Source organism: Pseudothauera lacus (assembly GCF_003034845.1).
Lineage (GTDB): Bacteria > Pseudomonadota > Gammaproteobacteria > Burkholderiales > Rhodocyclaceae > Pseudothauera > Pseudothauera lacus.
Map to the genome: position 1 here is coordinate 296,510 of NZ_PZKC01000005.1, position 10,653 is coordinate 307,162.

At 66.3% G+C, this 10,653-nt stretch carries 9 protein-coding genes; 4 read left to right on the forward strand and 5 right to left on the reverse strand.

Features of this window, described 5'->3' with window-relative positions; translation table 11 throughout:
• Positions 1 to 128: 128 nt before the first annotated feature.
• Together metG and C8261_RS08540 are read right to left on the reverse strand one after the other, a co-directional pair.
• Positions 129 to 2,300, reverse strand: coding sequence for a methionine--tRNA ligase (gene metG / locus C8261_RS08530; RefSeq protein ID WP_107493244.1), 2,172 nt, complete (start codon positions 2,298 to 2,300; stop codon positions 129 to 131).
• Positions 2,301 to 2,479: 179 nt separating this feature from the next.
• On the reverse strand, positions 2,480 to 3,031 hold the full coding sequence (locus C8261_RS08540) for an OmpA family protein (RefSeq protein WP_107493245.1): 552 nt from the start codon (positions 3,029 to 3,031) through the stop codon (positions 2,480 to 2,482).
• A 219-nt stretch (positions 3,032 to 3,250) separates the two neighbouring features.
• Between C8261_RS08540 and apbC the strand changes: the two genes are divergently transcribed.
• The 3 genes from apbC (at position 3,251) to C8261_RS08555 (ending at position 7,433) form a co-directional block, all read left to right on the forward strand.
• Positions 3,251 to 4,342 (forward strand): iron-sulfur cluster carrier protein ApbC, encoded by a 1,092-nt coding sequence (gene apbC, locus C8261_RS08545; RefSeq protein ID WP_107493246.1) that lies wholly within the window; start codon positions 3,251 to 3,253, stop codon positions 4,340 to 4,342.
• 133 nt (positions 4,343 to 4,475) lie between these two features.
• On the forward strand, positions 4,476 to 5,042 hold the full coding sequence (gene dcd / locus C8261_RS08550; protein WP_107493247.1) for a dCTP deaminase: 567 nt from the start codon (positions 4,476 to 4,478) through the stop codon (positions 5,040 to 5,042).
• Positions 5,043 to 5,180: 138 nt separating this feature from the next.
• Positions 5,181 to 7,433, forward strand: coding sequence for an arginine/lysine/ornithine decarboxylase (locus C8261_RS08555; RefSeq protein ID WP_107493248.1), 2,253 nt, complete (start codon positions 5,181 to 5,183; stop codon positions 7,431 to 7,433).
• Positions 7,434 to 7,490: 57 nt separating this feature from the next.
• Here the strand turns inward: C8261_RS08555 and C8261_RS08560 are convergent, their stop codons facing one another.
• Positions 7,491 to 8,003, reverse strand: a complete 513-nt coding sequence (locus C8261_RS08560) for a dihydrofolate reductase (RefSeq protein WP_107493249.1) — start codon at positions 8,001 to 8,003, stop codon at positions 7,491 to 7,493.
• Positions 8,000 to 8,794, reverse strand: coding sequence for a thymidylate synthase (locus tag C8261_RS08565; protein WP_107493250.1), 795 nt, complete (start codon positions 8,792 to 8,794; stop codon positions 8,000 to 8,002). The genes C8261_RS08560 and C8261_RS08565 overlap by 4 nt, the downstream gene beginning before the upstream one ends.
• Before the next feature lie 132 nt (positions 8,795 to 8,926).
• Between C8261_RS08565 and C8261_RS08570 the strand changes: the two genes are divergently transcribed.
• Positions 8,927 to 10,330: a hypothetical protein gene (locus C8261_RS08570; RefSeq protein WP_107493251.1), complete on the forward strand. Its 1,404-nt coding sequence runs from the start codon at positions 8,927 to 8,929 to the stop codon at positions 10,328 to 10,330.
• 77 nt (positions 10,331 to 10,407) lie between these two features.
• On the opposite strand, the gene C8261_RS17470 is transcribed toward C8261_RS08570, so the two are convergent.
• Positions 10,408 to 10,653: hypothetical protein (locus C8261_RS17470; protein WP_219905164.1), on the reverse strand; the 246-nt coding region annotated here is incomplete at its 5' end.

Sequence of the window (10,653 nt, forward strand, 5' to 3'; positions counted from 1 at the left end):
GATGCGGACGGGCAAAGGGCAAGGGCTGCGCGGCGAGGTGCCCGAAGCCGTTGCGCTGATGCGCGATCCAGCGTTTGGAAGGAGTCAGAGGCATGTGTACATGAAAGCGCAGTTGCCTGACGCGGGCCTTACTTGACCCTCATGCCGGGGGCGGCGCCGGTGTCCGGCGACAGGATGTACAGTCCGCCGCTCTTGCCGTCGGGGTCGGAGGCGGCCAGCACCATGCCTTCGCTGATGCCGAACTTCATCTTGCGCGGTGCGAGGTTGGCCACCATCACGGTGAGGCGGCCGACCAGCGCGGCGGGGTCGTAGGCCGACTTGATGCCGGCGAAGACCTGGCGCGGCTTCGGGTTGCCGGCCTCGTCGGTCTCGCCGATGTCGAGCTGCAGGCGGATCAGCTTGTCGGCGCCGTCGACGTGCTGGGCATCGACGATCTTCGCGATGCGCAGGTCGACCTTGGTGAACTCGTCGATGGAGATGTGTGCCATCGCGGTCTCGGCGGTCTGTGCGGCGTGTTGCTGTTTTTCCGCATGGCGTTGTTGCGAGCTCGCGGCCTTGGCGCTTTCTGCCGGCTTGGTCGCGGCAGCAGCCGGGGTCGGGGCGAGGGATTCGCGGTTGGCCTCCAGCAGGGCGTCGATCTGCTTGCGCTCCACCCGCGTCATCAGGTGCTGGTAGGTGTTGATGGGGTGGCCTTCGGGCAGCGGATGCCAGCCGGCATTCCAGTCCAGTTCGGGGATGGCGAGGAAGGCTTCGACCTGCGCGGCAAGCGCCGGCAGCACCGGCTTGAGGTACAGGGTGAGGTCGCGGAACAGGGTCAGCGCGGTGCTGCACACGGTGTGCAGCTGCGCCTCCTGGCCCTCCTGCTTGGCCAGTTCCCAGGGCTTGTGGTCGTTTACATACTGGTTGGCCATGTCCGCGAGACGCATGATTTCGCGCAGCGCGCGGCCGTAGTCGCGTTCTTCGTAGGCACGGGCGATCAGCGCGGCCTCGAAGGCGGTCTCGAACTCCCTGGTGGCGCGCGGATCGCTGCGCCCCAGACGGCCGTCGAAGCGCTTGGCGATGAAGCCGGTGCAGCGGCTGGCGATGTTCACGTACTTGCCGACGAGGTCCGAGTTGACCTTGGCGATGAGGTCGTCGAGGTTGAGGTCGACGTCCTCCATGGTGCCGTTGGACTTGCTGGCGAAGTAGTAGCGCAGCCACTCGGGGTTGAGCTTCTGCTCGACGTAGGAGTGTGCGGTGATGAAGGTGCCGCGGCTCTTGCTCATCTTGGCACCGTCCACGGTCAGGAAACCGTTCACGCACAGCTGCGTGGGGGCGCGGTAGCCGGCAAAATGAAGCATCGCCGGCCAGAACAGGGCGTGGAAGTAGAGGATGTCCTTGCCGATGAAGTGCACCATCTCGGTGCCGGCCGCCTCGCTGCGGGTGGCATCGGTGTAGTCCTCGATGCTGATGTCGCCGCGCTTCTCCGCGTGGTGGCGGAAGCTGGCGAGGTAGCCGATCGGCGCATCCAGCCAGACATAGAAGTACTTGCCCGGCGCGCCGGGAATCTCGAAGCCGAAGTAGGGCGCATCGCGCGAGATGTCCCAGTCGGAGAGCTTGTTCTCGCCTTCCTCGCCCAGCCACTCCTTCATCTTGTTGGCGGCCTCCAGCTGCAGGCGGCGTTGCCCGGCAGCGTTGCTGCCGCGCGTCCAGTCACGCAGGAAGGCCACCGCGCGCTCGTCGGAGAGGCGGAAGAAGTAGTGCTCGGAGGTGCGCAGCTCGGGCTTGGCGCCGGACACCGCGGAGTAGGGGTTCTTCAGTTCGGTGGGGGCGTAGGCCGCGCCGCAGGCTTCGCAGTTGTCACCGTACTGGTCGGCGGCGCCGCATTTCGGGCACTCGCCCTTGATGAAGCGGTCCGGCAGGAACATGTTCTTGACCGGATCGTAGTACTGCTCGATGGCGCGGGTGTCGATCAGCTCGGCGGCCTTCAGCTTGCCGTAGATGTCTTCGGCGTAGGCGCGGTTCTCCGGGCTGTGGGTGGAATGGTAGTGGTCGAAGGCCACGCCGAAGGCGGTGAAGTCGCGCAGGTGTTCGCCATGCACGCGGGCGATGAGCTGCTCGGGGCTGATGCCTTCCTTCTCGGCGCGCAGCATCACCGGCGTGCCGTGGGTGTCGTCGGCGCACACGTAGTGCACCGTGTGCCCGCGCATGCGCTGGTAGCGTACCCAGATGTCGGCCTGGATGTAGCCCACCAGGTGGCCGAGGTGGATGTCGCCGTTGGCGTAGGGCAGGGCGTTGGTGACTAGGATCTGGCGGGCCATGGCGTGAGTGCTCGGAGCAAAGACGCCAAGTTTAGCAAACCGCGGGGGCGCTTCGGGCCCCCGCGTGGGCGCTTCGGGCCCCCGCGTGGGCGCTTCGGGCCCCCGCGTGGGCGCTTCGGGCCCCCGCGTGGGCGCTTCGGGCCCCCGCGTGGGCGCTTCGGGCCCCCGCGTGGGCGCACTCAGCGCAGGGCGCGCAGCAGGATCTCGACCCGGCGGTTGGCCTCCCGTCCGGCCTGGGTGGCATTGTCGGCAATCGGCTCGGCTTCGCCAAGGCCGTCGGCAGTCAGGCGCAGCAGGGCGATGCCGTGGCTGCGCAGGTGCTCCATGACCGCTTCGGCGCGGGCAATCGAGAGGCGCAGGTTGAACATCTCGTTGCCCATGCTGTCGGTGTGGCCGACGATGTCGATGGCTGCATCGGGGTGAGCCTGGAACACCGGCAGCAGGCGCTCCAGGGTGTCGGTCAGGCCAGGGCGCAAGGTGCTCTGTCCGATGGCGAAGCCGTCGGTGGCAGGGATGCGCACGCGCAGCACGTCCTCGTCGAGGTCTTCCACGATGATCCCGGGGACGTTGCCAAGGGCGTTGCGCAGGGATTCGCGGGTGCTGTCCCAGCGGGCGACCGGGGCGGCGCTCTCGGTGGCGGCGGGGCTGCTGCTGGGGGCCGGCTGGGTGGCGCAGGCGGCAAGCAGCAGGCAGGCGAGGGTGAGCGTGAAGGGCAGGCGGAAGGCAGGCATGGCGGCGGTCCGTGTGGATGATGACAGAGGTATGGAATGGTAGCGCGAAGAGGCCTTCTCGTGTGCAGTTCGGGGTCTCGCCGGGAAGGCTTGCAGCGCGCCCCGGAGCAGCCCTGAAGACCCTGCCCGCAAAGAGGGTGAGCGCTCCGCCGCGCTCCGGTATGATGCCGCTGCAGTGGTGGCGCCAGGGTGCGCCACGCAACCGAATCGAGGACGTGCATGAATCCGACTGTGGAAACCGTCAATGAGGCCCTGAAGGCTGTCGTCGACCCCAATACCGGGAAGGACTTCGTTTCCGCCCGCTGTATCCGCAACCTCGCCGTCGATGGCGGCCGGGTGAGTTTCGAGGTCGAGCTGGGCTATCCCGCCAACAGCCAGTTCGCACTCATCCGCCAGATGCTCGCCGACGCGGTGAGCACGCTCGCCGGGGTGCAGGCAGTGGAGGTGACGGTGCGCAGCAGGATCGTCGCGCATGCGGTGCAGCACGGCGTGAAGCTGCTGCCCGGGGTGAAGAACATCATCGCCGTGGCCTCCGGCAAGGGCGGCGTCGGCAAGAGCACCACCGCGGCCAACCTGGCGCTGGCGCTGGCCGCCGAAGGGGCGCGGGTGGGCATTCTCGACGCCGACATCTACGGCCCCTCGCAGCCGCAGATGCTCGGTATCGGCAACGAGCGTCCGCAGTCGCTGGACGGCAAGACCATGGAGCCGCTGCAGGCGCATGGCATCCAGGCGATGTCGATCGGTTTCCTGGTGGACCAGGAGACGCCGATGGTGTGGCGCGGGCCGATGGCCACCCAGGCGCTCAACCAGCTGCTCAAGGAAACCAACTGGAAGGATCTCGACTATCTGGTGATCGACATGCCGCCGGGCACCGGCGACATCCAGCTCACCCTGTCGCAGAGCGTGCCGGTGACCGGCGCGGTGATCGTCACCACTCCGCAGGACATCGCCCTGCTGGATGCGCGCAAGGGCATCAAGATGTTCGAGAAGGTCGGCGTGCCGATCGTTGGCGTGGTCGAGAACATGAGCATCCACATCTGTTCCAGGTGCGGGCACGAGGAGCACATCTTCGGTACCGGTGGCGGTCAGGCGTTGTGCACCGACTACGACATTCCCTTCCTCGGCGCCTTGCCGCTCGACCTGCAGATCCGCCAGGAGGCCGACGGCGGCACGCCCACGGTGGTGGCCGATGCCGACGGCCGCATTGCTGCGATCTACCGCGAGATCGCCCGCAAGGTAGCGGTGCGGGTGGCCGAGAAGGTCAAGGACATGAGCCACAAGTTCCCCAGCATCGTGGTGCAGAACACCTGAGCGCCGGCGTCCGCCGGCGGCCTCGCGCACGCAGCGGACGCATTGCTTTCGATTCGGCCGGGCTTGTCCTAAACTACGCGGATTTTTCACCGCCGGCCCATCGCCGGCATGGCAGCCAAGGAACCCGCGCCCGATGTCCATCAAGTCCGACAAGTGGATCCGCCGCATGGCGGAGCAGCACGGCATGATCGAGCCGTTTGCACCGGAGCTGGTGCGCAACAACGAGCACGGCAAGATCGTCTCCTACGGCACCTCGAGCTACGGCTACGACGTGCGCTGCGCCAACGAATTCAAGATCTTCACCAACATCAACTCGACCATCGTCGACCCGAAGGATTTCGACGCGCGCAACTTCGTCGATTTCACCGGCGACGTGTGCATCATCCCGCCGAACTCCTTCGCCCTGGCGCGCACCGTCGAGTATTTCCGCATTCCGCGCAGCGTGCTCACCGTGTGTCTGGGCAAGAGCACCTATGCGCGCTGCGGCATCATCGTCAACGTCACCCCGCTGGAACCGGAATGGGAAGGTCACGTGACGCTGGAGTTCTCCAATACCACGCCGCTGCCGGCGAAGATCTACGCCAACGAGGGTGTGGCGCAGATGCTGTTCTTCGAATCGGACGAAGTGTGCGAGACCTCCTACAAGGACCGCGGCGGCAAGTACTTCGGCCAGACCGGCGTGACCCTGCCGAAGATCTGACGGGGCTGCGGGGCGGCAGTCATGCGGGGGCCGCTTGCCGGCCCTTCGTGCTTTTCGGCAGTCACGCGCCGGCAACCACCACACGGGTATCATGCCCACTTTCCCGGACTCCTCCGGGGCATGCAGCTGGAGAGAAGGATGCGCTTCCATTTTCCGGTCATCATCATCGATGAGGACTTCCGCTCCGAGAACACCTCGGGCCTGGGTATCCGCGCGCTGGCCAAGGCCATCGAGGAGGAGGGCATCGAGGTGCTGGGGGTCACCAGCTATGGCGACCTGACCTCCTTCGCCCAGCAGCAGAGCCGCGGCTCGGCCTTCATCCTGTCGATCGACGATGAGGAATTCTCCTCGTCCGAAGCGTCCGACAAGGCCATCGCCGGGCTGCGCGCCTTCGTCGAGGAAATCCGCTTCCGCAACGCCGACATCCCGATCTTCCTGTACGGCGAGACGCGCACCAGCCGGCACATCCCCAACGACGTGCTGCGCGAGATGCACGGCTTCATCCACATGTTCGAGGACACTCCGGAGTTCATCGCGCGCTATGTGGTGCGGGAGGCCAAGAACTACCTCGATTCGCTGGCGCCGCCCTTCTTCCGCGCGCTCACCCACTATGCCGCCGACGGCTCCTACTCCTGGCACTGCCCGGGGCACTCGGGCGGGGTGGCCTTCCTGAAGAGCCCGGTGGGGCAGATGTTCCACCAGTTCTTCGGCGAGAACATGCTGCGCGCCGACGTCTGCAACGCGGTGGAAGAACTCGGCCAGCTGCTCGACCACACCGGTCCGGTGGCGGCCTCCGAGCGCAACGCCGCGCGCATCTTCAACTGCGACCACCTGTACTTCGTCACCAACGGCACCTCGACCTCCAACAAGATGGTCTGGCACACCACCGTGGCGCCGGGCGACATCGTGGTGGTGGACCGCAACTGCCACAAGTCCATCCTCCACTCCATCATCATGACCGGTGCGGTGCCGGTGTTCCTCACCCCCACCCGCAACCACTACGGCATCATCGGGCCGATCCCGCTCGCCGAGTTCTCCATGGAGAACATCCGCAAGAAGATCGAGGCCAATCCGTTTGCCAACGGCTCCGCGGGCAAGAAGCCGCGCATCCTGACCATCACCCAGTCCACCTACGACGGCGTGCTGTACAACGTCGAGGCGATCAAGGACCTGCTCGACGGCCAGATCGACACCCTGCATTTCGACGAGGCCTGGCTGCCGCACGCGGCCTTCCACGACTTCTACGGCGACTACCACGCCATCGGCGCGGACCGTCCGCGTTGCCGCGAGTCCATGGTGTTCTCCACCCAGTCCACCCACAAGCTGCTGGCCGGCCTCAGCCAGGCCTCGCAGATCCTCGTGCAGGACTCCGAGACCCGCAAGCTGGACCGCGACATCTTCAATGAAGCCTACCTGATGCACACCTCCACCAGCCCGCAGTACGCGATCATCGCCTCGTGCGACGTCGCCGCGGCGATGATGGAGCCGCCGGGCGGCCCCGCGCTGGTCGAGGAGTCGCTCGCCGAGGCGGTCGAGTTCCGCCGCGCGATGCGCAAGGTGGAGGCCGATTTCGGCACCGACGACTGGTGGTTCAAGGTTTGGGGGCCGGAATACCTCGCCGAGGAAGGCATGGGCACCCGCGAGGACTGGATGCTGAAGGCCGGCGAGCGCTGGCACGGCTTCGGCGATCTGGCCGAAGGCTTCAACATGCTCGATCCGATCAAGGCCACGGTGATCACCCCGGGGCTGGACGTGGATGGCGACTTCGCCGATTCCGGCATCCCCGCGGGCATCCTCACGCGCTATCTCGCCGAGCACGGCATCATCGTCGAGAAGACCGGGCTGTACTCCTTCTTCATCATGTTTACCATCGGCATCACCAAGGGGCGCTGGAACACCCTGGTGACCGAGCTGCAGCAGTTCAAGGACGACTACGACCGCAACCAGCCGCTGTGGCGCGTGATGCCGGAGTTCATCGCCAAGCATCCGCGCTACGAGAAGGTCGGCCTGAAGGACCTGTGCGCGCAGATCCACAGCTTCTACAAGGCGCACGACGTGGCGCGCCTGACCACCGAGATGTACCTGTCGGACATGGTGCCGGCGATGAAGCCGACCGACGCCTTCGCCAAGATGGCGCATCGCGAGATCGAACGCGTGGCGATCGACGAACTGGAAGGCCGGGTCACCGCGATGCTGGTCACCCCCTATCCGCCGGGCATCCCGCTGCTGATCCCGGGCGAGCGCTTCAATGCGACGATCTGCCGCTACCTGCAGTTCGCGCGCGACTTCAACGCTGCCTTCCCCGGCTTCGAGACCGACATCCACGGGCTGGTGCGCGAGGAGCGCGGCGGGCAGGTCAGCTACTACGTCGACTGCGTGCGCCAGGACTGAGAATGCGCGAGTGAATCTGCTGCGCTGTCGAGCAAGGGCCGCCGCGTGCGGCCCTTGTCACTGCTGCGGGCTGCGCAGGCGGCGGTAGGTGACGAAGTCGAAATCGAATTCGTTGTCGGCATCGGCCTGCCGCGACTCGCGCGCCAGTTCCTCGAACTGCACGCGGTCGAAAGCCGGGAAGTAGGCGTCGCCGTCCACGTCGGCCCACACTTCGGTGAGCATCACGGTATCGGCCTGATCGATCAACTGGCGGTAGAGCTCGGCACCACCGATCACAAACACCTTTTCCGCGCCCGCCGCCGCAGCCAGCGCGGCTGCCGGGCTGGCATGGACCTCGGCGCCGGTGGCCTGCCAGCCAGACCTGCGGGTGAGCACCATGTTGCGTCGGCCGGGAAGCGGTCGGCCGAGCGACTCCCAGGTCTTGCGTCCCATCAGGATCGGATGTCCGGTGGTCGCCGCCTTGAAATGAGCCAGATCGGCCTTCAGTCGCCACGGCAGGGTGTTCTCGCGGCCGATCACGCCGTTGCGCGCCACCGCGGCGATCAGGATCAGCTCCGGACGTGCGCTCATACCGCCACCTCGGCCTTGATGTGCGGATGCGGATCGTAGCCTTCGAGGGTGAAGTCCTCGAAGCGGAAGGCGAAGAGGTCGGTGACCTCCGGGTTCAGTCGCATCGTCGGCAGCGGGCGCAGTTCGCGGCTGAGCTGCAGGCGCGCCTGATCGAGGTGGTTGGTATACAGATGGCAGTCGCCGCCGGTCCACACGAAGTCGCCGGGGCGGTAGCCGCATACCTGCGCCACCATCAGGGTGAACAACGCATATGAGGCGATGTTGAACGGCACGCCAAGGAAGATGTCGGCGCTGCGCTGATAGAGCTGGCAGGACAGCCTGCCGTCGGCAACGTAGAACTGGAACAGCGCATGGCAGGGCGGCAGGGCCATCCTGTCGACTTCGCCCGGATTCCACGCCGAGACCAGATGGCGGCGGGAGTCGGGATTGTTCTTGAGACCGTCGACGAGCCTGGCGACCTGATCCACGGTACGGCCGTCGGCCGCCTCCCAGCGCCGCCACTGCTTGCCATACACCGGGCCGAGCTCGCCGTTCTCGTCGGCCCACTCGTCCCAGATCGACACGCCATTGTCCTTGAGGTAGCGGATGTTGGTGTCGCCGCGCAGAAACCACAGCAATTCGTGGATGATCGAGCGCGTGTGGAGCTTCTTGGTGGTCAGCAGCGGGAAGCCTTCGGCGAGATCGAAACGCATCTGCCAGCCGAAGACCGACAGTGTCCCGGTGCCGGTGCGGTCGGCCTTGCGGTGGCCGTTCTCAAGCACATGCCGCATGAGTTCGTGATACTGGCGCATGAATACCGTCCTTCTGTTTGAGGAGATGATTCTAGCTCGTCGGCGCTGTGCTAACCTGAACGGATTGAATGAAGCTGCATGCTTGCATAGATGCCGAGGATGCCCCCGCAGAAACCGAAGATGGAGAAACGCATGTCCCCGCCCGAGCTCGTTTCCGCCCCGCGCGTCACGGCCGTCGCCGCGCATGCGGGGGTGGCGGGCGTGGATAGTGGCGCGACCATCGCCACCCTGCTGACGATGACGGCCGCCGTGCGCGCGCTGCAGGGCGAGGGGGGGATGGCGTCGGGGGCGCGGTTCGCGCAGCTGGTCGACATTGAGGGCCAGGCTGCCAGGCTGCTTGCCGATGCGCTCTCCTGCGCCGCCGGGATTCCCGCGCACGGCGTCGCCGGGTGGGCGCGCCTGGCCGATGGTGCGCGCGAATTCTATGGCGCGCTGGTCGAGGCCCATGCCCGCCTGAGCGGACTCGCCGGTGTCGTTGACGATGCCGTGGACGAAGCCCTTCCCGCGCTTGCCGGGGCGGCGGCGCAGCGCGTGAAATGGGAACTGCTGTCCTGCGGTGCAGCCCATCGCCATCTGTGGCTGTGGCTGGGAGCAGCCTATCTGGCCGCCGGCGAGCGTTTTGGCGGCGCTGTCGAGCGTGAGTACCTGCGCGCCATCGCCTATCACAGCGCCGCCTTCGATCAGATCGGACGCAGCGCCCTTGCTGCTGCCGACCTGCTGGTCGCGCAGGGGCTGAGCCGCCTGCAACTGCGCCCCCTGGATCTGGGCGACGCGCTCTATCAGGTCACCCCCTCCTCATGGGAGCCGCCGCGGCGCATGCTCGCGGCGGCGGGCGATTACGACGGCCATTTCTACTTCGTCGCCCGCGGTGCCGCCGACATGTTTGCCGGGCTCGCCCTGCAGCTTGCCCGCGGGCAGCTTCCGGAGGCTGTTGCCACGCTGTCGCCAGAGGCCCGTCTGGCGTTGCCTCTGGCCTGCCAGCATCTGCTGCGCCAGTGGGGCGATGCGCCGCCGCAGCGGCGCTTTCGCCGTCATCTGCTCGATGGCCGCCTGGCCGCGGTCAGCGGCTTCGCAGCACTGCGCCGGCAGATCGAAGGCGGCGGAGTGCTGCCGCCAGCCGAATGGCTGATGCACGACGTCAGTCGCGGCGGAATCGGCGCGCTGGTCCCCGGAGAAGCGGCAGAGGCGGTCGAGGTCGGCGATCTCGTCGGGCTGCGCGCCGCCGATGGCGACGGCTGGCACCTCGGTATCGTGCGCCGCAAGCGCTTTGATGGCATGGCCCCCCGGCTGGGTGTGGAAACCTTGTCACAGAAACCGCGTGCGGTGACCGCCAACGATGGTCAGCAGACCTTCGATGCGCTGCTCTGCGACCCCGTGCGCAAGGGCGAAGCCGTGCGCGTGCTGGCGCCAGAGGCGACACTGCAGGCCGGGGTGACCCTGTTCATCCATGGAGAGGGCGCCGTGCATGCCCTCAAGCCGCTCGATGCAACCCAGGGTGGGCGCGACTTCGACCTGCGTGTCTACCAGGTGCTGTAGGACTGGCGACCCGAAAACAGGGGCTTTTGAATTTCCCTGTTGACACCCCTGATCGAGTGTCTATAATTCGCCCCTCTTCAGCGCCGAGCGGTGTTTTCCGGCAAGTCCGGAAACGGGCTCGGAGCGGCGAAGGGCGGTACTTTCAGCGGTTTTGCGGTTTGAGAATTTGCTGAGGGGGGGTTGACGAAGTGGTTGTGTTGCTTCAAAATCTCGCTTCTTCGCTGCTTGAGCAGCAGATCTTTAAAAACTTGAACAACCGATAAGTGTGGGTGCTTGGTTGTTGTGACCGCAAGCTGCCTTCGGGCAGTGGATTCACAATGATT